Source organism: Pseudodesulfovibrio halophilus DSM 5663 (assembly GCF_059568665.1).
Genome location: NZ_JCANTV010000013.1, coordinates 115,196 through 135,134, shown reverse-complemented (window position 1 = coordinate 135,134; position 19,939 = coordinate 115,196). Strand labels below are relative to the sequence as shown.

The 19,939-nt window shown below is 63.7% G+C and carries 17 protein-coding genes and 1 tRNA gene; 4 read left to right on the top strand and 14 right to left on the bottom strand.

What is annotated here, in order from left to right; translation table 11 throughout:
* Positions 1-26 precede the first annotated feature (26 nt).
* The 5 genes from BR24_RS12675 to BR24_RS12655 all read right to left on the bottom strand — a co-directional run bounded on the left by BR24_RS12675 (position 27) and on the right by BR24_RS12655 (position 4,163).
* Positions 27-1,154: a glycosyltransferase family 2 protein gene (locus BR24_RS12675; protein WP_496541848.1), complete on the bottom strand. Its 1,128-nt coding sequence runs from the start codon at positions 1,152-1,154 to the stop codon at positions 27-29.
* A gap of 124 nt (positions 1,155-1,278) precedes the next feature.
* Positions 1,279-1,677 carry a hypothetical protein gene (locus BR24_RS12670; RefSeq protein WP_496541847.1) on the bottom strand — a complete coding sequence of 133 codons (399 nt, stop codon included), beginning with the start codon at positions 1,675-1,677 and terminating at the stop codon, positions 1,279-1,281.
* Positions 1,678-1,820: 143 nt separating this feature from the next.
* Positions 1,821-1,896, bottom strand: a tRNA-Phe gene (locus BR24_RS12665).
* A gap of 96 nt (positions 1,897-1,992) precedes the next feature.
* A complete protein-coding gene (locus BR24_RS12660) occupies positions 1,993-3,747 on the bottom strand; it encodes an aldehyde ferredoxin oxidoreductase N-terminal domain-containing protein (RefSeq protein WP_496541846.1) in 1,755 nt (584 codons plus the stop codon).
* The gene (locus BR24_RS12655) at positions 3,744-4,163 is read right to left on the bottom strand and encodes a 4Fe-4S binding protein (protein ID WP_496541845.1); all 420 of its coding nucleotides are present in this window, start codon (positions 4,161-4,163) and stop codon (positions 3,744-3,746) included. The genes BR24_RS12660 and BR24_RS12655 overlap by 4 nt, the downstream gene beginning before the upstream one ends.
* 204 nt (positions 4,164-4,367) lie before the next feature.
* On the opposite strand from BR24_RS12655, the gene BR24_RS12650 reads away from it, so the two are divergent.
* A complete protein-coding gene (locus tag BR24_RS12650; RefSeq protein ID WP_496541844.1) occupies positions 4,368-6,482 on the top strand; it encodes a methyl-accepting chemotaxis protein in 2,115 nt (704 codons plus the stop codon).
* A 66-nt stretch (positions 6,483-6,548) separates the two neighbouring features.
* Here BR24_RS12650 and BR24_RS12645 read toward each other — a convergent pair whose 3' ends face one another.
* Genes BR24_RS12645 through BR24_RS12630 form a run of 4 tightly spaced genes read right to left on the bottom strand, consistent with a single transcriptional unit; the run spans position 6,549 to position 11,018 of the window.
* A complete protein-coding gene (locus BR24_RS12645) occupies positions 6,549-7,706 on the bottom strand; it encodes a glycosyltransferase family protein (RefSeq protein WP_496541843.1) in 1,158 nt (385 codons plus the stop codon).
* On the bottom strand, positions 7,706-8,299 hold the full coding sequence (locus BR24_RS12640; protein ID WP_496541842.1) for a histidine phosphatase family protein: 594 nt from the start codon (positions 8,297-8,299) through the stop codon (positions 7,706-7,708). The genes BR24_RS12645 and BR24_RS12640 overlap by 1 nt, the downstream gene beginning before the upstream one ends.
* Positions 8,296-9,402 carry a glycosyltransferase family 4 protein gene (locus BR24_RS12635; protein ID WP_496541841.1) on the bottom strand — a complete coding sequence of 369 codons (1,107 nt, stop codon included), beginning with the start codon at positions 9,400-9,402 and terminating at the stop codon, positions 8,296-8,298. Before BR24_RS12635 ends, BR24_RS12640 begins: the two co-directional genes overlap by 4 nt.
* Positions 9,402-11,018: a glycosyltransferase family 4 protein gene (locus BR24_RS12630; protein WP_496541840.1), complete on the bottom strand. Its 1,617-nt coding sequence runs from the start codon at positions 11,016-11,018 to the stop codon at positions 9,402-9,404. Before BR24_RS12630 ends, BR24_RS12635 begins: the two co-directional genes overlap by 1 nt.
* A gap of 222 nt (positions 11,019-11,240) precedes the next feature.
* On the opposite strand from BR24_RS12630, the gene BR24_RS12625 reads away from it, so the two are divergent.
* Positions 11,241-12,740, top strand: coding sequence for a diguanylate cyclase (locus tag BR24_RS12625; protein ID WP_496541839.1), 1,500 nt, complete (start codon positions 11,241-11,243; stop codon positions 12,738-12,740).
* Between the two features lie 336 nt (positions 12,741-13,076).
* Here BR24_RS12625 and BR24_RS12620 read toward each other — a convergent pair whose 3' ends face one another.
* The 3 genes from BR24_RS12620 to BR24_RS12610 all read right to left on the bottom strand — a co-directional run bounded on the left by BR24_RS12620 (position 13,077) and on the right by BR24_RS12610 (position 15,855).
* Positions 13,077-14,432: an alanine/glycine:cation symporter family protein gene (locus BR24_RS12620; RefSeq protein ID WP_496542008.1), complete on the bottom strand. Its 1,356-nt coding sequence runs from the start codon at positions 14,430-14,432 to the stop codon at positions 13,077-13,079.
* 474 nt (positions 14,433-14,906) lie between these two features.
* The gene (locus BR24_RS12615) at positions 14,907-15,560 is read right to left on the bottom strand and encodes a 16S rRNA (guanine(527)-N(7))-methyltransferase RsmG (RefSeq protein ID WP_496541838.1); all 654 of its coding nucleotides are present in this window, start codon (positions 15,558-15,560) and stop codon (positions 14,907-14,909) included.
* Between the two features lie 4 nt (positions 15,561-15,564).
* A complete protein-coding gene (locus tag BR24_RS12610) occupies positions 15,565-15,855 on the bottom strand; it encodes a hypothetical protein (protein WP_496541837.1) in 291 nt (96 codons plus the stop codon).
* 282 nt (positions 15,856-16,137) lie between these two features.
* Between BR24_RS12610 and BR24_RS12605 the strand changes: the two genes are divergently transcribed.
* Positions 16,138-16,899, top strand: coding sequence for a ParA family protein (locus tag BR24_RS12605; protein WP_496541836.1), 762 nt, complete (start codon positions 16,138-16,140; stop codon positions 16,897-16,899).
* On the opposite strand, the gene BR24_RS12600 is transcribed toward BR24_RS12605, so the two are convergent.
* A complete protein-coding gene (locus BR24_RS12600; protein ID WP_496541835.1) occupies positions 16,845-18,482 on the bottom strand; it encodes a SpoIIE family protein phosphatase in 1,638 nt (545 codons plus the stop codon). The two genes, BR24_RS12605 and BR24_RS12600, sit on opposite strands and share 55 nt — an antisense overlap.
* A 157-nt stretch (positions 18,483-18,639) precedes the next feature.
* Here BR24_RS12600 and BR24_RS12595 point away from each other — a divergent pair, with 157 nt between their 5' ends.
* A complete protein-coding gene (locus BR24_RS12595; RefSeq protein ID WP_496541834.1) occupies positions 18,640-19,434 on the top strand; it encodes a ZIP family metal transporter in 795 nt (264 codons plus the stop codon).
* Here the strand turns inward: BR24_RS12595 and BR24_RS12590 are convergent.
* Positions 19,431-19,859: a PACE efflux transporter gene (locus BR24_RS12590; RefSeq protein ID WP_496541833.1), complete on the bottom strand. Its 429-nt coding sequence runs from the start codon at positions 19,857-19,859 to the stop codon at positions 19,431-19,433. The genes BR24_RS12595 and BR24_RS12590 overlap by 4 nt on opposite strands.
* Positions 19,860-19,939 lie beyond the last annotated feature (80 nt).

Genomic DNA, 19,939 nt, shown 5'->3' with positions numbered 1-19,939 from the left:
AAGCCGGCGGGCGTTTTTTGTGTCGATTATCTGCCGAGCCGTTTGTCGGCGCGCTTGGCAAGCGTGTTCAGGCGGTGCCGCGTCTTCAGGGACATGGGGCGCAGCGCGGATTTGATGCGCCTGCGCAGGGCGTGGAAGCCGCTGTCCTTGTTCACGTCCTTCTTTTTGCCGCGTCCGCCGATCCAGCTGTCCAGTTCCGCATCGACCGCTTCCCGATCTCCGGCGCAGAGTGCCCTGAACAGCGGGGTCGCCTGTGGATGTACCTTGGCACCCTCGGGCACCCGCCCGTCGAAGAGTGCGGGGTCGAGCCCGTCGAAAACGGCGAACGAATGGTTCAGCAGTGTTTCGCGCCAGTGGGGTTCGGCGTCGCGAAGTCGGGGCATGGCGTTCTTGATGTCCCGGAAGAAGTTCTCGTTGAGATATTTGACGAGCGGGCCGGGCATGTCGGCCTGCATGAGGATGCGCTTTGCCTCGGCGTAGTGCGGAATCTGGTGGTTCAGCAGCGTGTCGAGGGTCATGTTGACCTTCTTGTGGTCCTGCCGGAAGAAGTAGAACTGTGAGGGACACTGCGAAAACGCGTCGACCCGCGTCAGGGCGTCGAACATGAACAGCACGTCCTGCCCCATCTTGAAGGGCGGGTGGCTCAGTTCGTTGCTGCGGGCAAACTCGGTGCCGATGATCCAGCGCCAGGCGACCTTGCTCTTCCAATAGCGCGGGCTGTCAGCGAAGCTCCTGCGCGCCGCCGCCGGGTGCGGGAAATATGCGCGGGTATTGGAGGTTGTGTCCGAAAAGACGACGGCATTGCCGCAGACCATTTCAACGCCGTCACGTTCGGCGGTGCCCACCATGTCACGCACGGCGTGGCGGTCCAGCAGGTCATCGGCATCCAGAAAATGCAGATACTTGCGGTTGGCTGCGGCCTGTCCGGCCTCTCGCGATGCGCCCGCCCCGGCGTTTTCCTGATGGATGACCTTCACCCGGTCGTCAGAGGCGGCGTAGCGGTCGGCGATCTCCCCGGAAGTGTCGGGCGAGCCGTCGTTGACCACGATGACCTCGAATTCCGGATCGCTCTGGTCCAGACAGGACTCGAGGGCCACCGGAAGCCAGTTTTCCATATTATAGGCAGGGACGATGATGCTGAGACCGGATTTCACGTGGCGATGCCTCGGGTTCGTGGATGCGTTCGGAGCAATGGTCGCGGGCATTGTTTATCAGCAGGAGGAGGGGAGGGCAAGGTGGTTGGAGAGCCGGGATGGCGCTCCTGTGCGAGAGGTTCGGCTACGCATCCAGACGAAGTAATCGTTTTACTCTGTTTTCTCGACCGATGCTTTCAGCTGTTTGCTCGTAGGTGTTTGAGAATCCTACAAGCTCTTTAGAGGCTTCTTTGGGATAGATGTTCTTGTAGGATAAATATGCTTGGTACAGTCGGGGCAGGTGGCTGTACGAAACGCGTATGGAATGAGCATTTTTTCGATGTGCTTTTTTTGCCTCTTTGATTTCTTCCTGATGATCCTGCCGCACTTTTTCTGAGGGATAGGGGAAGTTTAAAAACCCGCGTTTGTTAGCATAGAACATAAGATCATAATCAATTTGAAAACGGGCATTGTTGAAACGTATTATGGGTTCAACCCAAATCTGAATCAAAGCGTATGTAAACACGCCTGCGATTATACCCAAAAATGAGGAAAATAGCCCAGTCATAAGCCCCCCGTAACAAGTCTTTTACTCGATGCGGCATGACCAAACAAGGAGTGCGTAGGTGAGTTGGATAGCAATAGAAAAAGCCCTTACGAAGAATCTTCGTAAGGGCCTGTTCTTGCTGGTGCCACGACACAGAATTGAACTGCGGACACGGGGATTTTCAGTCCCCTGCTCTACCAACTGAGCTATCGTGGCGTCGTTGCGGAAAGCATGTTTAGCGAAACCGGAAAGCGTTGGCAAGGGTTTTCTGCAAAAAATTCCCGCTGCCAACGTGGTTTTTCCGGGGGTGCGCTACTCGTCCTCCTCCTTGCGGGTGCCGATGGCCGTGAGACGCGCCGCGTATTCCTTCTTCAGGGCGTCCAGATACTCCGGGTCCACCTTGCCCTTCCATGTCTCCACCTCGAGGTAACGCTTGGGGATCGTTACTTCCTCAGGCTTGTAGCCGGTCTGGAAGCGCGTCTGCCAGCGGATGTGCTGGATGCGCTCGGATGCGGCGTCCATGTCGGAGGCGAGGTTGTCGTACCCTACCGATTCGAGCGCCTTGGCCAGCAGCTCGTCGGAGTAGACCCCGCGCGAGAACAGGCAGGCCACCATGGCGCAGAGGTAGACACGCTGCTTCTCGTCCTCGATGAGGAAGTTCACGGCCTTCTGAACGTCCTTTTCCTCGTGCTTCTGGTCGAAGGAGTAGCCCCCGGTGTCCAGGTGCGCATGGCGGAAGCCGAGCGACTGCGCGGTGAAGAACACCTCGCCGGTGGCGTACCCGGCCATCTCCTGACCCAGCACGCAGGCGAAGTCCTCGCCGCCGTACGCCTTGGCCGCCTTGAGCGTGCCCTTTGCCAGCACAGAGTAGAACTCGTTGGACGCGTCGCCCAGCAGCTCCACGGCGCGCATGTAGGCGTCGGTATCGCCAAAGGACAGGGGCACCTCGGTCTCCTTCTCGGAGATGATGCCTTTCTCCGTGGCCTCGGTGGCCCACGCCAGCGCGACACCGGCGCTCATGACATCCAGCCCGGCCTTTTCCACGGTGTCCATGATGCGCAGCGCGTCGAAAGGATCGAGCACGTGCAGCATGGAGCCCACGGCGAAGATGGGTTCGTAGTCGTACCCCACCTGCCGGTACATGTACTGGTTGTCCACCTGGAACTTGTCGCGCACGAAGCCCACGTGGATGCAGCCCACGGGACAGCCCGCGCAGGCCGCGTTGCGCAGCAGGGTCTCGTCCGCAAACGATTCGCCCGAGATGGAGTCGGCGCCGGGGTCGGTGGTGGCCTGAAGGTTGCGCCACGGCAGACTCTTCAGTTCATTCAGGGGCTTGACGTTAATGGCGGTTCCCACACCGTGGTACTTGACCATGATGTTGGTCTCGGTGAGCTTGTCGTGAATCTCCTTGAACAGCTTGGGATAGGCCTTGTTGTCCGGCAGCTCGAAGCCGCGGTCACCGAGAATGCAGATGGCCTTGAGATTCTTGGCGCCCATGACCGCGCCGCCGCCCATGCGTCCGAAGTGGCGGTAGGTGTCCACGTTGATGCAGGCGTAGGCGCACTTGTTCTCGCCCGCGGGGCCGATGCGCAGGATGCTGCGGCGGCCGGAGCCGGGGAACATGCGGCGCACGGCGCGGCCGCAGGCCAGGGCGTCCATGCCGCTGAGGAAGTGGGCGTCGCGGACTTCGACGCGGCGCGCGCCCACGGCCAGCGCCGAGAGGCGCTTTGCCTGCCCGATGACCACCAGCGCGTCCATGTCGCCGAAGCGCATGGAGAGCGCGGAGCGGCCTCCGGCGTGGGTCTCGGTATATTGGTCGTGGTAAGGCGACTTGAACGAGCACACGGTCTTGCTCATGAGCGGGAAATAGCCCGTGAGCGGGCCGATGGCGAAAATCAGCGGTTGCTCAGGGGCGTCCCACGGCTTGTCCATGTGGCCGTATTTCTGGAACAGCATCGCGGCCAGTCCGCCGCCGCCGACGTACTGTTCGCGACCGTCCAGCTCTTCTATGCGGGTCTTGCCGGTGGAGAGGTTCACCACCATGGCTCGGAAATGGTTGCGTATCATTCGTCGGCCTCCCGGGTTTCGACCTCGGCCATTTCAAGGCAGGCGTGCGGGCAGAAGCTCACGCACCTGCCGCAGTGAATGCAGACATACGGGTTGACCAGATGGTCGAGGAAAATGGCGTCCACGGGGCACGCCTCGGCACACTTGCCGCAGCGGATGCAGAGCTTTCGCTTCTGGAGGACGCCCCCGCCTTTTCGTTGCGAGAAGGCCCCGGTGGGGCAGACCTCGACGCAGGGGGCGGGATTGCAGGCAAGGCAGACGCGGGCTTCGAAACCGGTGGACAGGCCCCCGGCCGAGGCGATGCGGATGCCCGCCTTGTTCCACGACAGGGTCTTGTGCACCAGACGGGCGCAGGCCAGCGAGCATGAATGACAGCCAATGCAGCGCTCCATGCGGGCGGCTTTCAAAATCTTCATCGAACCGACTCCTGAAATCGTGTATTGCACCGGACAGGTGCGTTTCCAACTATAATGACTAGAAGCCCTGTGCGCCGCTGTCAATGCGCTTTTCTCCGAAGCAGGCCGGAAGGTGCGAGTTTTGCGGGGAAATTAAATAATTCAAACAAAGCTGTCGAATATGATAATGGGAAGGTGAAACGTACAACATGGAGGGGGCGCTGCATGAAAATGTCGATCAAAATGAAGATCATCGCGGGTTTCGTTCTTTCCCTTGCGCTGGTGAGCTCCGCGATTTTCGTCATTGTGGCCGTGAACATCTACAACGAATCCATGGACGGCTTCGTCAGGAACACCTCCGGCAAGCTCGTGGAGGTGGACAGGACGCTCTCGCTTTTCCTGAGGGAAGCGAAACTCAACACCAACATGATCGCCATGGACCCGAGGCTCAAACAGGCCGACGAGATCCGCACCAACTATCTTGACGTGAGCGCGGACAGCGTGAAGGCCGACGTGTGGGACAACGACCCGCTCGGACGGGAACTGGCACAGTTCTATGCGCTGATTGCGGAAAGCCATGACAACTATGTGGACGTGTACGTGGGCACCAGCAGCGGGGCGTTCATCATGGGGTCCGACACGTCGCTCCCGGGCGGCTACGATCCGAGGGTGCGACCGTGGTACAAGAAGGCGGCCTCCGAGCCGAATGACGCCGTGGTCTCCCCCGCGTACACTTCCACCACCGGCGAGACCATGATCAGCACCGGCAAGGCCGTGCGCTTCGGCGGTGAAGTCAAGGGCGTTGCCGCCATGGACATCTCCCTCGCCAGCCTGACCTCCATGGTCAAGGAAGTCTCCATCGGCAAGAGCGGGTATCTCGTGCTGGTGCAGGACGACGGCGTGGTCATCGCGGACCCCAGCGATCCGGACAATAATTTCAAGAACGTGAACGACCTTCCGGAGACGGGGTACGACACATGCTACCGGCTGGATTCCGGAACGACGGAAGTTTCCGTGAACGACGAGAGCTATACCGCCGTGGTGCGCACCTCTGCGCAGTCCGGCTGGAAGTTCATCGGGCTGGTGAAGACTTCCGAAATAGTGGCCCCCGTCTACCAGACGCTCACGGAGCTGTGCATCTCCATCGTGATCTGTCTGGTGGTGGTCGTGATCGGCATCTGGCTGTACATGCAGCGCGTACTCATCAGGCCCCTGCACGAGGTGGTGGGCTTCCTCGGCAAGGCTGCGGAAGGCGACTACACGGACCGGCTGGACCAGAACCGCGGCGACGAAATCGGCGAGATTCAGGCCGCGCTCAACACCATGAGCGAACGGCTGACCGACGTCGTGGGCCGGGTCATGGACGGCAGCTCCAAGGTGGCCGCAGGCAGCGAGGAGCTGGCCGCCACATCGCAGAACCTGTCGCAGGGCGCCACGGAACAGGCCTCGTCGCTGGAAGAGGTCTCGTCCTCCATGGAGGAGATGACCTCCAACATCAAGGGCACCTCGGACAATGCGAGCCAGACCGAAGAGATCTCCGGGCGCGCCTCCACCGACGCGGAAAAGGGCGGCAAGGCCGTGAACGAGACCGTGGGAGCCATGCGCCAGATCGCGGAAAAGATCACCATCATCGAGGAGATCGCGCGGCAGACCAACCTGCTGGCGCTGAACGCGGCCATCGAGGCGGCCCGCGCCGGAGAGCACGGCAAGGGCTTCGCCGTTGTCGCGGCAGAGGTCCGCAAGCTGGCGGAACGTTCCGGCGTGGCGGCTTCCGAGATCAGCGAGCTGTCTTCCAGCAGCGTGGAAGTGGCCGAACAGGCCGGTGAAATGCTGGAGAGCATCGTGCCCAACATCAAGCGCACGGCCGAGCTGATTCAGGAGATATCCACCGCCAGCGATGAGCAGACCATGGGCGCCTCGCAGATCAACGATGCGCTCCAGCAGCTCGATCAGGTGGTGCAGCAGAACGCCGCGGCGTCCGAGGAGATGGCCTCCACCTCCACCGAGCTCGCGGATCAGGCGCAGGGCCTGCAGCACATCATCTCCTTCTTCAAGGTCAACTTCCACGGGGAGTCGGACAGCGGTCCGGTGCGGCCGGCCCGAGAGCCGCAAAAGCCGGCCAAGTCGGCAAAGCAGTCAGCCAAGGCGCTCAAGAGCTCTGCACGCAAGCTGCCTCAGGGCGAAGAGAAGAAGCCTTCGGGTGGCGGTCCCAAGAATCGCGGCCCCAAGAGTCCCAGGCCCAAGGGCGGTTCCGGGCGCAATGAAAAGTCCTCAGAAGGCAAGGGCGACTCCGGCGGGTTCGACCTCGCGCTGGGCGATGACGAGTTCGAACGCTTCTAGAAGGCACCCGATATTGAAAAGCCCCGGTCCGCGTTGCGGGCCGGGGTTTTTTGCGAGGAAGACCGCTCAGGAGCGGGCGAGCTCCGTAAGAATCCGGGCGCTGGCCTCCGCGCCGTCGAGAGCCACGGCGTGGCTGCCCGGCGGGCGTTCCAGCGCGGCGCGCATGTGCTCGGCCAGTGTCTTCGGGGCGAGGTCCTCCGGTTCGAGCACCCTGAGGGCGTCCATGCGCTGGAGCCGCTCCGCGCGCATTCGCTGTTCGCGGTTCTGGTCGAAGGGCAGCACCAGCCCGTAGCGGTTGGCTGCCAGCAGGTTCATGGTGGTGTTGTAGCCCGCCATGCTCACGGACAGGTCGGATGCGCAGAGCCACGCAGGGAAATCCTCGGCAAAGGTCTCCACCCGCAGGTGCGGGATGCGGTCCGCGAGGTCGTCCAGTTGCGCGCGGATGGTTTCATCCATGTAAGGGCCGGTGAAAACCTGCATCCGGTGTTTTTTGTTATCTGCGAGCAGGGCGGAGGCCCGGGCCGAGGCGAGCAGCAGTTCGCCGCCAACGCTGCCGCTGCCTGCGCTGACGGTGATGAGCGGCGTGCGGCACAGGCCGAGGGCGCGGCGAATCTCCAGCCCGTGCTGCGGGTCCGGTCGGGGGGTGACGTAGCCGGTGTGGTGGACCGGAATCTCGATGCGGTCGAAGGCGGAAAACGTCTCCTCAAGCCGCACCAGTGCGGGATCCGCGTGAACGAGCAGGGTGTCGAACAGCGGGTTGAGGATGTCGAGGACCCGGTTCTCGAACTTGGCCTGATCCTTCTTCTCCACCAGAATGTCGCGCACGCTGCACGCTGTGCGGCAGATGCCGAACTGCCCGGCCCGCGCCGCTTCTAGGGCCGGTATCAGTTCGGTGCCGAATTTCTTGCGACCAAAGGGGAACAGCTCCACCAGAAACACGTCGGGCCGCCAGTGACGCAGGAAGGCCAGCAGGTCCTCCCGCCGTCTGTCCAGCACCTCGTCCACGTCCGATCCCGGCTCCACCGGAATGAAGCGGTCGAAGTCGGCGTCCATCATCAGCCCCGGCAGCTGATGCCGGACGGCGTGCGCGGGCAGCGGCAGGTCCGCCTCGGCGCCGCCGGTGATCATGGTCACCTCGTGTCCCCTGAGCGCTCGGACGATTTCGAGGCTGCGAAACAGGTGGCCCATTCCGAGCACGTGCTGGGTGTAGAATGCCAGACGCATCAAAGCTCCATGTTCAGTTGCAGGGGGTGCGGGCCGTCCTGTCGCCATTCGATGCGGTGCAGCCGGTAAGGCAGCAGGGGCGACTCCTCGCCCGGCAAGTATTCCATTCCCGCCATGTGTCTGGCAAGCGCGCCCAATACGCCGTTGTGGGTGACCACCAGCACCCGCCGGTCGGGATGGGCTTCGGAAAAGTCTTTCAGTGCGGCAAGGGCTCGCTGAAGCAGCTCCCGGCGCGACTCCCCGCCGGGTGGACGGAAGTCGAAGCCCCGGCGCTCCTGTTCGCGGACGGCCTCTCGGTCGGCGCGCATGTCCTCCTTGCTCCGGCCGGTCCAGTGGCCCCAGTGCATTTCCATGAGCCCCGGATCCGTCGTGTGCGGCAGATTCCTGCCTTTGGTGCAGCGTCGGGCCGTCTCGACGGCTCGGGCCAGCGGGCTGGTGAGAACGCGGTCGAGGTCCATGCCGTCGAGGGTCTGTTTCCACGAGCGGCACTGGTCGCGGCCCTGCTCCCCAAGGGGGGTGTCGGTCTGGCCCTGAATCCGGCTGCGCAGATTCCAGTCGGTCAGGCCGTGGCGCATGAGCAGAAAGGTGGTCACGATTGCCGATCCCCCTGCATGAGCACGCGCTCCACCTCGCGGTATGCCACGGAAGCGTCGTGTCGCTGCCGGACCAGTTCGGGCGCTTCGGCGGCGAGCCTGCGCCTGAGGGCCTCGTCCGTCACGAGCCGGTCCAGCGCCAGCGTGAAGGCCATTTCATCTGTTTCGGTGATCAGCCCGGTCTGTTCGTCCCGTATGACGTAGGGCGCGCCGAGGTCGTCCGTAGCCACGCAGGGCGTGCCGCAGGCCTGTGCCTCCATGTAGACCATGCCGATGCTCTCGCGGATGCCCGGGAAGGCGAAGACGTCCAGCGCGCCGAGGAAGCCGGGCAGCTCGGAGCGTTCCATGGTGCCGAGGAAAACGGCGCGTCCGCCGAGCATCTCCCGGGCCATCGCGCGGCAGCTCTCGTGCTCCGGGCCGCCACCGGCCACGCTCAGAAAAATGTTCCGCCCCCGCGAAAGCAGCTCGGCGCAGGCCCGGATCAACCAGCGCACGCCCTGCGCCTTGACGCCCCTGCGCATCATGGCCGCGCAGCCGACCACCACGGCGTCGCCGACGCTCCAGCGTTCGCGCAGGCGCTGCCGGGCGGCCTCGTCGCGGGTGAAGGATGCGGCGTCGAAGCCGGGCCGGACGGGGCCGTAGCGTTCAGGGGGCAGCAGCTTGGCGCAGCCGTCCAGCAGGTCCGGGGAGTTGCAGAAGACGTACTCCGCCGAGAGCATGGCGAGCTGGTTGAGCATGAACCCCGGCCATGTCTCCGGGTCGTGGGCGCGACCTTCGGCGTAGCTGCCCTGAAAGAGGTAGTAGGGCAGCCCCAGCCGCAGGGCGGTGCGCGGCCCGATGGCGTCGGGAACCTTGTAGTAGCTTCCGTAGGTCAGCACGCAGTCGGAACCGGACGCGGCGCGGGCCGTCGCGTCGAGCGCCTCAGGCAGGCGGTCCATGCGCTCGCGGTCCTTCCATATCTCCTTGCAGGGAAAGTGCGGCAGCACGGTCACCTCGTGGCCGAACCCTTTCAGGGCGCGGATGAGGTCCAGAGGGATTGCCACATCGCCGGACGGGCGAGGATTGTCCAGCGGCTTGAACGGGGTGCAGAAGGCGACGCGCATCAGTCGGCGCGCTCCAGAATGTCGTGCTTCAGGGCCCAGAGGATGGCGTAGTCGGCGGTCTCCCGCGTGGCATCGGCGCTGAACATGAGCTTGCGTGCCAGCTCGCCGCAGGAGACGGGCTTTCTCGCATGGAAGGCGAGCTGCCGGGCGTGCTCGGGGTCCACGAGCCGCTCCACCCCGGCGTATGGCAGGACGAACTCCTGCTTGCGGTACACGGCGTGTCCGGTGCGGCCGGTGACGAGGAGCATGTCGTCATCCAGCGAGCGGGTCGCGTAGTGGGAAAACGTCTCGCCGTAGCGCAGCCTTGCGGGGGGGACGGTCTGGCGCACGGCCTTCACGTCCACGGGACGCGAGCGCAGCTCGTCCCACATTTCCAGATACTGCTCCATGATCCGGGGCCAGTCGTACACGGCCTCGGCGCGTTTGCGGGCGGCGTGGCCCATGCCCCGGCGCAGCGCCGGGTCGCGGACCAGTCTCCCCAGCGCCTCGGCGAGCTTCGGGGTGTCCACGGCGGTCTCCTGCGCCAGCGCCAGATGGTAGGCGCTGTCGAAGCTCAGGGGCGCCATGGCGTCCACCTGCGGGGTCGCGGCCGGACCGGTGACCGGAATCCGGAGGCCGGTAACGCCGTCCTTCACCAGATCGCGGTAGCCGTCATAGTCCGAAACCACGGCCGGAATGCCCGAGGCCGCCGCTTCGATGACGGTGAGTCCGAAAGTCTCCTGCGGGTTGTCCGCGATGGAGATGAACGCGTCCGCTTCGGCGAACAGGGCCGTCTTCTGCTCTTCGTCCGGCCGCTCCACCACGGTCAGATCCAGCCCGATGTTGCGGGCCAGCTCCTTCAGGGTGGGCAGAAAGTCGTCCTCGTCTTCGGTCCAGCCCGCGAGCACCAGCTCCACCGCGTCGCGGGCGATGCCGTCGGCGAAGATGCGCTGGAAGGCGCGCAGCAGGGGGATCAGGTCCATCTTGGAGTAATGGGAGATGCGCCCGAAGACCAGAAAGCGGCACGGGCCTCCGTCAACGTGCTGCCTCGGCACGAAGGAGGCCACGTCCACTCCGAGCGGGATGCGCGGCAGGTCCGGCTCGGGAAAGGCCCGCTCGTCCAGTCCGTAGCCGTCCCGGAGCATCCCGAACAGCCGCGACACGGCCTCGCGTCCGCTGCGCGAGGTGCACACGATGGCGTCGCGCGCGGTGGTGGCCGGGGAGAGGTGCGAAAGGAAGCGCTCCGGGTAGTGCTGGTAGCTCAGGGAGTGAATCGGCCCGGTGACCGGAAAGATGTCCGGGGAGTGGTCGTTCCTGAGCCATTGCAGGCGGGTCTGGCTGGTGATGCAGTCTGACTGGTGGAAGCAGTGATAGGTCGTCTGCGCCATATATGCGGGCAGCTCCCTGCGACCCGTCACGAGGACCTTCTCCTCGAGCGCCGGGAAGCGCCGCCTGAGCTCGTTGCGAAGCGCCCGGCGGGCAGGGCCTCCCTGTATGAAGAAATGATAGCCGCCGAAGGGGTCGGCGTTCAGCAGGGCCTCCAGAAAGCGCTCGTTCGCGACTTTCCTGCCGAGCACCGCTCCGGGTTCGAAGAAGGGGTCAAGCGTTCCCCATACGTGTTTGCTGCGTTCCGTCATGGTCTTCAAAGACCCGACTTCACGGCCTTTGTCAACACGGGCGGGTAGGAAGTAACTGCCGCCCGGCACGACAAGGGGAGACGCCCCATAAAAAATAGTGCTTCAATTGCGGATCGTTGGCGTAGGCTTAACGAGCGCGAGTCGTTTTTGGCCCTCGGTTTGCATGGGTCGGGCAGAGAATGTTCCAAGCGTCGTGATTTCGACACCCAGGGGGCTGTACCGATGAGACCGAAAAGGACATTGAAGCGGGGCAAGAGGCCCGAACTTATGTGGGGCTTCGGCCTGTCCGAGGACGAGCACCGCCAGATTTCCAAGGCGGTCGGCCCCGGATTTCATATCCGCAACTTTCCGGACGGAGACATTCCCGAAGGGCAGGAGATGACCATGAACGAAAAGCCGTCCGCAGCATGGATACCGCGCCGCGTGTGGGAAGACATCCCCGAGGACAGGCGCGATGACTATCGCTCCCTCGAATCCCAGCGCATCCTCATTCAGGAGGAGGCCGACGAGGGCCTCGAAATGGAAGAGGTGCTGGAGCAGGGATTCCTCACCGTCGTCCGGACCCCGCTGACCCGCGCAAAGGTGCAGGACGCGGTCTTCCGCGCCAAGGAAGTCTCCAGCATGTACTCGGACATCTACCGCATGTCCGAAGAAATCATGCTCGAGCGCGAGCTGCTGGCCCGCAAGACCGATCAGCTCATGTTCCTCAACCGGGTGCTGGCAAGCGCCTCGGAATCGCTCGACCCCAATGTCATTCTGCACAACGCATGGGATTACCTGAATATGCTCCTGCCGGTGCGTCAGCTGCACGCCGTGTTCTGGCAGCACCCCGAGGGGACCGAAAACAGTGATGTCCAGCTGTTCCTCGGCAACCGCATGTCTCCGGACAATGAAAACGCGTGGGTGGACAACCTGCTGGAGACCGCCACCACCATGGGCGGCGGAGCCGTCACCGGCTACGAGATCTCCCGGGTGAACGGGACCCCGCGTCCCGGCTCCGACCGTTCGCCCGCGGACGGCAATGTGCACGTGATGCCGCTCAAGGCCGGTCAGGATCATTTCGGCGCGCTGGTGCTGCTGTGCGAAGACCGCGTCTCGCTCGGCAAGGACCAGATAGAGACCTTCAAGTCCGCGGTGAACCACCTCGGGCTGGCGCTGCGCAACGCCCTGCTCTTCAAGGAAGTGAAGCTGCGCGCGGACCGCGACGGCCTGACGCACATCTACAACCGCCGCACCTTCGACGAGCGGCTGGTACACGAGCTGAAGCGCCGCCAGCGTTACGGGCACAATCTGGCCCTGCTCATGGTGGACCTCGATCATTTCAAGAGCATCAACGACAGCTACGGCCATCAGGCCGGCGACGAAGTGCTCAGGCGCGTGGGGCGAATCCTTCAGGAGTCACTGCGCTCCACCGACCTTGCCGCCAGATACGGCGGGGAGGAGTTCTCCGTGCTGCTGCCGCACACCTCCGAAAAGGACGCCTGCCAGCTGGCGGAGCGCATCCGCTCCCGCATCGAAAGCGAAGTCTTCATGCAGGACGGCGAGAAGTTCCGCGTCACCGCGAGCATCGGCGTGGCTTCGGTTGAGGCCGGGTCGCTGGACCGCGACGGAGACCTCGTGCTCAAGGCGGACCAGGCCCTGTACGAGGCCAAGCGCAACGGTCGCAACATGACCGTGATCTCCCGTCCCGAGCCCATGGTGCAGTCCTGCCCCACCCAGTAGCCGGGCGCCATACAATGAGAATCAAGGGAGCCGCATTCGTGCGGCTCCTTTTTTGTTTGGATCAAACGGAATATGCCGTGCCGGGGCGACAGGATGCGGGCAGGGGGATGAGCGCTCGTTGCGAAGCGTATTGCACGCAGGGGGTGTGTTCGCCGGATGTCGGACGGGGATGGCGCGGGCGCGGGGCTGTGCGCCGCGTGATCCGGTGGCGTGGCGCATTGTATGCTCCCGACGGGGCTCGACGCGCGTCGGTGGACTGGTTATCCATGATGTGGACAGAAAGAAGGGCCGCCCCGTGAGGAGCGGCCCTTTTGCTGTCGAAGAAGGCGGTGCCGGCTAGCGGCAGGCCTTGCAGCCCTCGCGGGCGGCCTGACGGTTGGAGAGGTACTCCTTGGTCTCGCGGGCGATGACCGGCGAGAGGCACAGCAGGCCGATGAGGTTGGGCACGGCCATGAGGCCGTTGAAGCAGTCGGCCAGCGTCCACACGAAGGAGACCTTCAGGGTGGAGCCGAGCAGCACCGCCGCGATGAACAGCATGCGGTACGGCATGATGACCGAGGTGCCGAACAGGTACTCGATGGACTTTTCGCCGTAGTAGCTCCAGCCGAGGATGGTGGAGTAGGCGAAGAGGATCAGACCGAGGGTGACGATGTACTGGCCGCCCGCAAAGCCCATCTCAAAGGCCGCGGCGGTCATCTCGGCGCCGTTGAGGCCGGAGTTCCAGTTGAACATCACCAGAATCAGGCCGGTGAGCGTGCAGACCACGATGGTGTCGATGAAGGTCTGGGTCATGGAGACCAGAGCCTGATCGACCGGGTGCTTGGTCTTGGCCGCGGCAGCGGCGATGGGCGCGGAGCCCAGACCGGATTCGTTGGAGAACACCCCGCGCGCGATGCCGAAGCGCATGGTCATCATGATGGTGGCGCCCGCGAATCCGCCGCCTGCGGCGGTGGGATTGAAGGCGTGGTTAAAGATCAGCGCGAAGGCGCCCGGGACCTTGTCGAGATTCAGTGCCACGATGACGAGCGCGCCGCCGAGGTAGAACAGAATCATGAACGGGATGAGCACGCCGGTGACGCGGCCGATGCTCTTGATGCCGCCGAGAATGACCAGCGCGGTCAGCACGGCGAGCGTCACGCCCACCCAGATGTGCGGGATGTTGAAGGTCGCGTGCACGGCGTCCGCCACGGAGTTGGACTGAACCATGTTGCCGATGCCGAAGGCGGCCACGGAGGCGAACACGGCGAACGCCACGCCGAGCCACTTCATGCCGAGCCCGCGCTCGATGTAGTACATGGGGCCGCCGGCCATTTCGCCGTTGGCGTCGGTGGTGCGGTATTTGACCGCCAGCACGGCCTCGCCGTACTTGGTGGCCATGCCCACGAGGCCGGTCACCCACATCCAGAAGAGGGCTCCCGGGCCGCCGATGGCGATGGCGGTGGCCACGCCCGCGATGTTGCCGGTCCCCACGGTGGCGGACAGCGCGGTCATGAGTGCCTGAAAGTTGGAAATGTCGCCTTTGGTGGCGCTTTTTTCCTCACGCTTTACCAGCGCGAGGTACAGGGAATACCACAGTTCGCGAAACTGAAGGCCGCGAAGAAGAATGGTCAGCCAGACGCCGGTGCCCACGAGAAGCAGGAGCATGGGCCAGCCCCACACGTAGCCGCTGATGAAACTGATGAAGCTTTCGATCTGTTGCACAGTAAATCCCATTGTTGTTTGCTCGGCAACGATTCTGTCGAGCGTTTCGCAATTCACATTTTTCCAACGATAAATTGCTTATTTCGAAATTCCCCATCCCCTTTTTTGAACCACGCACCCCCCTTGGATTCGATTCCTCCGAACAGTCGGCCTGTGCGTTATACAGGTCTTGAATGACTGAATAAATTTGTTTGAAGTCGGCGCAGTCACATTTTTGACGCGCGACTTCGACCGCAACCATCGTCGAGTGTGGTATATCGGGTTTGGCAAAAATTCCACATAAAAAATGCGCCAGGAATGGCGCATTTTTCAATTAAACACACAGAAATTGCGTGTTGCAGGTGGATTTAAAAAGTTTCTTTTCCGTATGAAAAGTTTTGAGGGAGCGCCGTTTTCCGATGCTTTGGATTTCCCGTTTCGCAGGTATGGAAAACGAAGCGTTCCGCTGGAATCACGAAAGGAATGTCACGCGTGGACTGCGCGGGTGTAGGCAAGGAAAAGTCGCTGGGTGCCCTGAACCGGGTAGGCCAGCTCCGCGCATGGCCGCCATTTGGCGGGAGGGGGGGATGAAGGGGGCTCGTTGGCGAGGATGACGATGACGCCCTGCGGGGAGAGCATGGGCGCGGCGAAGTCCAGAAGCTCGCGCCACGGCATGAAGGCGCGGCTGAGAATCAGGTCGGCCTTTCGTTCGGGGAGCAGGGCCTCGAAGACGTCCTCGGCCCGGCCCTGAAAGACCGAGGTGCGGGGGAGCTTCATGCGCGCCAGCGCGGAACGCATGAACCCGGCGCGTTTTTCGCGCGGTTCCACGAGATGGTAGTCCCCCTTGCGCCAGACGCAGCGCAGGGGCAGGCCCGGAAGCCCGGCTCCCGCTCCCAGATCGAGGGTCAGCGGGGCGTCGGGCAGGGCAAGCGTGTCCAGAAACGGCCCGAGGTGCAGGCTGTCGACCGCAAGGTGCGTCAGGACGCTGCGCCAGCCATGTTTTCCGACAAGGTTGGTGCGCCGGTTCCAGCGTTCAAGCAGGCCGAGGTAGGCTGCCAGCGGCTCGGCGGCTGCGGGGTCGAGGTCGAACCCGAGCTCGCGGGCCTGTCGCGCCACGTCGCGCGCTTCGGGGGCCGCCATGGTGCTACTCGGCGTTCTCCACCCAGGTGGACAGGGCGGCGATGATCTTCTTCGCCTGCGCCACGGAGGAGATGTTGAACTTGGATTTGGGGCGGTAGGTGCCGTCCACCTTCTGGTAGCGGCGGATGGAGTACTTCTCCGGTCCGTATTCGCCCTTGGCGCGGTTCCATTCCTGATAACGGAACAGGATGGTGGTCCATGCGCCCTTGGAAAGGATTTCCTTGTCCAGTTCCTTGACGACCTGCAGATCGTCCTCGGTATAGTTGATGGTGATGTCCTCTACGGTGCTCGCCACGGTATCACTCCTTGAATGGTCCGAAATTGGTTCGCCCAGGGCGAACAGCCGCCTCATTACATGCCTGAGGGCCAAAGGGCAACCTTGCCGAGGGCCGCAAGGCTGTTTCATGATGCATGATGCGGCGCGATGGTGTAAGGGGTGGACTCGTAACCGTTCGACAAGCCGGAGCATAATGGTCCGCATGCGCGCCGCGAAACTGTTGGGGCGGATGCAGGGGGCCACGGACGGGGACAGGGAGAGCGCAGGCCCTTTGGACAACCGCAAAACACGGAGCGATCCATGGCTGTACTGGCATTCTTCAACCTCAAGGGAGGGGTCGGCAAGACCTCCTCCTGCGTCAACCTCGCGCACCTCGCGGCCCGGGACGGATACCGCATCCTCGTGTGGGATCTCGATCCGCAGGGAGCCGCCGGGTGCGGCCTCGGCGTCTGCGAGACCGAAACCCCGCACAAGGCGAAAAAGCTGCTCAAACACTCCGAGGAGCTGGAAGGACAGATTCTGCATACCGATTGGCCGAACCTCGATGTGCTGCCCGCCATGTTCGGTTTCCGCCACATGGACGTGATGCTCGGCGACGGCAAGAAGGCGTCCAAGCGGCTGCGCAAGGTGCTGGAACACATCGGCGCGGACTACGATCACATCTTTCTCGACTGCCCGCCGAGCATCTCCGTGCTGTCGGAGAGCATCTTCAGCGTGGCCGACTACACGGTCATGCCGCTTCTGCCCACGGAATACTCCCGCCGGGCCTTCGAGCAGGTGGTGAGCCACATGCAGGAGAGCAAGTACGCCACCTCGCGGGTCGTGGCCTTCTACAATCTCGTGGACCGGCGCAAGAGCCTGCACCGCACCACAGTGCTCAAGGGCGTGGCTGCGCAGCCGGAGCTCTTCTGCGAGTCCTCGATTCCGGCGCGCTCGGACATCGAGCGCATGCCGCTGGAGCAGCGTCCGGTGACGGACTACGCGCCGAAATCCGACTCCGCCTTCGCCTACGGCGTGCTCTGGAGGGAGCTCAGGGGCAAGCTGGGGCTGTCTTCGTCCTGATCGCCGTTCTTGACGACCACCAGCGTCACGTCGTCGCGCAGCCGCGTGCCTCCGGTGAAGTGAAGCACGGCCTTGAACACGGCGTCCACGATCTCCCGCGCGCCGAGTTCGGCGTGGTCGCGGATGACGTCGCGAAAGCGGGCCTTGCCGAACATTTCGCCGGAGGAGGAGGTGGTTTCCCATATCCCGTCGGTGCCGATGGCGATAATCTGGCCGCGGAGCAGTTCGGTGTCGTTCTGCTCGAAGCGGGTGTCGCCGTCGATGCCCAGCGGCAGGCCGGAGCCGCCGAGCTCGGTGAACGCCTCGCAGCGCGGGCAGTAGACGAGGGCGGGGTCATGTCCTGCCCGGACCCATTCGGCCCGGTCCCCTTCCGGAGAGAACCGCACGAGAAACAGGGTCAGAAACCTGCCGGTGCCGTCGAGGTCGGCCGACAGCTGGCGGTTCATTTCCGTCACCAGCCGCTTCGGCGATCCCGGTGAAGACGCCCGCATCCGCAGCAGGGCGCGGGCCGAGGTCATGAGCAACGCCGCGTCCACCCCGTGCCCCGAGATGTCCCCCACCACCACGTTCAGCCCGTCCTCCGCGGGGATGAAGTCGTAGTAATCGCCGCCGACCTCCGCACTGGAAAGCGTGCGTCCGGCCACGTCGAGCCCCGGAACGCGGGGCGGGCTGTCGGGCATCAGTGATTTCTGGACTTCTTCCGCCAGCCGCAGGGCCTTCTTCTGTTCGGAAATATTCGCCACGAACGCCACGTGACCTTCGGGTTCTCCGTTCTCGTCGCGCAGGATGTTGCCCTGCACGAGCACGGGGACGTGATGCCCGTCGCGGTGCAGGCAGCTGCCCTCGAAGCGGCGGTGCTCCATGGCGGTCAGCTCCTCCCAGTTGGCGAGCAGAAACCGCTTGAAGTGCGGGCTGGCGAACTGCAGGGGCGTTTTGCCCCGGACCTGGTCGAGGGAATGGCCCAACATGGAAAGCAGGGCGCTGTTGGCGTCGATGATGCGCATGTCGAGGTCCATGAGCAGGAACCCTTCCGCCGCGGTGTTCAGGATTCGCTGGAGCTTCTCCTCATTGCGCCGCAGCTCCTCCTCCGCCTGCCTGCGGCGCGTGATGTCGCTGAGGATTCCCTGATGGTAGAGCGCGCGGCCGTCCTCGTCGCGCACCACCACGGTGCGGTCGGTGATCCACCGCTCCTGACCGGAGCGTGTCAGCACCCGGTATTCCTGCGTGTAGACGTCGCTGCCGTCGTCCGTGTGTCTGCGGATTTCCTCCCCGACCCGCTCCGCGTCGTCCGGGTGGACGATATCCTCGAAGGTCACCTTCCCGGAGAGCAGCTCATCGGGCTCGTAGCCCAGCGCCCGCACGTTGTCGGAGACGTATTCGAGAGCCGGGTCGTCTCCGGCACGGCGGCGAAAGAGCATCACCGGACTGTTTTCCACAATGGCGCGGGCCAGCCCGAGGCGTTCCTCCGCGGCCTTGCGCTCCTCCACGAGGCGGATGCACGCGTTCTCGCCCTCGTTCAGGCGGCGGCGGAGGATATCGTTTTCCCGTTCCAGCGCCGCGATCCGGTCTTTGGTCTCGCTCATGGGTACTCCTTGACGGCACCATAGCGGCAATCATGGCTGGGGAACAAGCGGTTTGAGCAGGGGCGCGGACAGGGGCCGCGGCTTCACGAACAGGGCGTTTCCGGGGAAATGTTTCATTTTCCGTGCAGTTGCGGTATGGGGAACGCGGAGGTTCCTCATGACGGGATTCGACCTGTTTTCCATAGCCGCGATTCTGCTGGTCACCGTGGCCGGAGGCTGGCCGCCGTTCTCACGGCCCGGCAAGGCCGGGACCAAAGGGGCGTTTCCCCTCGGGCAGTCTTTTGCCGCCGGGGTGTTTCTGGCCCTGTCGCTGCTCATGATGCTGCCGAGCGCGGTGCACCTCTGGGGCAGGGTCGCGCCGCACGCACCCATGCCCGCCGGACCGTTTCTGGCCGGATGCGTCTTTCTGGCCCTGTTGTTCATGGAGCACAGGGAAGAGGAACTGGACCGCCGCGCCGGAGGCGACGGCAGCCGCACGGGGCCGGCTATACCGCTGATCATGACGGCCATGATCGCGGTCCCGGCGTTTCTGCTGGGGACCGCGCTGGGCATGAGCGGCACTTACCGCGCCGTGGTTATCCTGATAGCCATACTGGCGCACAAGGGGTCGGCCGGGTTCGCCCTCGCCGTGCGGATGCTGCGCAGTTCGCTCTCGCGGGGCAGCGCCAAGGCGCTGTATGCGGTGTTCGCGCTGGCGACGCCGGCGGGAATCGTCGTGGGCAGCGCAATCGCGCCGGACCTGAGCGGGCCGGAAGCGCTGGCGATCCGCGCGGCAGTGTTCTCGGCGGCCGCCGGGGTGTTTCTCTACATGAGCACCATGCACGGCCTGACGCGCAACCCGCTGGTGCGCGAGTGCCGCGGCCACCCGGCGTTCGTGGCCATGCTTTTCGGTTTTTTCATCACCGCGCTGGTGCGTGTGGCCATGGGCGAGGCGCACCACCCGGGCGGCTAGTCGTGCTCGGTGACGGGCATGGGGAAGACGCGGTCGTAGGCCCAGTTGTAGATGTAGGCGTGCACCGTGTAGAAGCCGGCCATGCCGATATCCATTATCAGGGCCTGCAGGAAACTCATCTCCAGCCACCACGCCACGGCGGGCACCGTCACGCACAGGAAGCTCGTCTCGAAGCCGAGGGCGTGCATCATGCGCAGCTTCGGGGGCCGATCGTCCACGCGTCGTCCCATCCGCACCATCAGATGGTCGAAAGCAAGATTGTAGCCGTAGTTCCAGATCATGGCCGTCAGGGACATGCCCACGGCAAGGACGCCGGTCTTGTCGAGGCTGCGGTCCATGAGGTGTGCGAAAAGGGGCACGGACATGATCATGCCCGTGATCTCAAAACCGAGCGTGTGGCGGATGCGGTCGAAGGTGTTTCTCATCTCGTGAATCTCCTGCGCGGCAACATATCCATGAAATCGCCAGATTCAAGTTAACATCCATCGTTTTTGACGATACTGTA

What these genes read in the sequence shown, in the direction of transcription:
- BR24_RS12660 (WP_496541846.1), bottom strand. Translation starts at nt 3,747, where the DNA reads ATGATACGCAACCATTTCCGAGCCATGGTGGTGAACCTCTCCACCGGC.
- BR24_RS12655 (WP_496541845.1), bottom strand. Translation starts at nt 4,163, where the DNA reads ATGAAGATTTTGAAAGCCGCCCGCATGGAGCGCTGCATTGGCTGTCAT.
- BR24_RS12650 (WP_496541844.1), top strand. Translation starts at nt 4,368, where the DNA reads ATGAAAATGTCGATCAAAATGAAGATCATCGCGGGTTTCGTTCTTTCC.
- BR24_RS12645 (WP_496541843.1), bottom strand. Translation starts at nt 7,706, where the DNA reads ATGCGTCTGGCATTCTACACCCAGCACGTGCTCGGAATGGGCCACCTG.
- BR24_RS12635 (WP_496541841.1), bottom strand. Translation starts at nt 9,402, where the DNA reads ATGCGCGTCGCCTTCTGCACCCCGTTCAAGCCGCTGGACAATCCTCGC.
- BR24_RS12630 (WP_496541840.1), bottom strand. Translation starts at nt 11,018, where the DNA reads ATGACGGAACGCAGCAAACACGTATGGGGAACGCTTGACCCCTTCTTC.
- BR24_RS12625 (WP_496541839.1), top strand. Translation starts at nt 11,241, where the DNA reads ATGAGACCGAAAAGGACATTGAAGCGGGGCAAGAGGCCCGAACTTATG.
- BR24_RS12615 (WP_496541838.1), bottom strand. Translation starts at nt 15,560, where the DNA reads ATGGCGGCCCCCGAAGCGCGCGACGTGGCGCGACAGGCCCGCGAGCTC.
- BR24_RS12605 (WP_496541836.1), top strand. Translation starts at nt 16,138, where the DNA reads ATGGCTGTACTGGCATTCTTCAACCTCAAGGGAGGGGTCGGCAAGACC.
- BR24_RS12600 (WP_496541835.1), bottom strand. Translation starts at nt 18,482, where the DNA reads ATGAGCGAGACCAAAGACCGGATCGCGGCGCTGGAACGGGAAAACGAT.
- BR24_RS12595 (WP_496541834.1), top strand. Translation starts at nt 18,640, where the DNA reads ATGACGGGATTCGACCTGTTTTCCATAGCCGCGATTCTGCTGGTCACC.
- BR24_RS12590 (WP_496541833.1), bottom strand. Translation starts at nt 19,859, where the DNA reads ATGAGAAACACCTTCGACCGCATCCGCCACACGCTCGGTTTTGAGATC.